This window comes from Methylobacterium sp. J-092 (assembly GCF_022829325.1).
Taxonomy (GTDB): Bacteria; Pseudomonadota; Alphaproteobacteria; order Rhizobiales; family Beijerinckiaceae; genus Methylobacterium.
The window spans coordinates 1-309 of the sequence record NZ_JAKSXU010000007.1 but is presented as its reverse complement, the minus strand read 5'-3'; the positions used below and the strand labels follow the sequence as shown (position 1 = coordinate 309).

General features: G+C 64.7%; 1 pseudogene. It reads right to left on the bottom strand.

Annotated elements, in window-relative coordinates:
* Nucleotides 1–309: pseudogene (locus MKK60_RS00105) on the bottom strand (flagellar protein); the annotation flags it as partial.

The following is a 309-nucleotide window of genomic DNA, read 5'->3' as shown; positions in this document are numbered from 1 at the left end:
CGGCGTTCAGCTTGGGGATGGTCGTGTCGATGGTATCGCGGGCGGTGTGCGTGGGCGAGACCGCGGTGCCGTTGGCCTGCAAATTGATCGTGAGGGAGGCGGCGGAGAAGGCGGAACCGGCTGTTCCGCTCGGGTTGATGTGCGTCGAGAGTGCCTGGTTGGTGGTATACTTGGCCGAGTCAACGAGCTTCTGGATCGACGTCGGGCCCGGGTTGGCCGCCTGGATCGTCTGCACGCCGTTGGAGATGCTGTCGAGCAGGGTGCCGAGATCCGAGGAGCGGTTCGACAGGCTCTGCGCGGTGAAGAAGT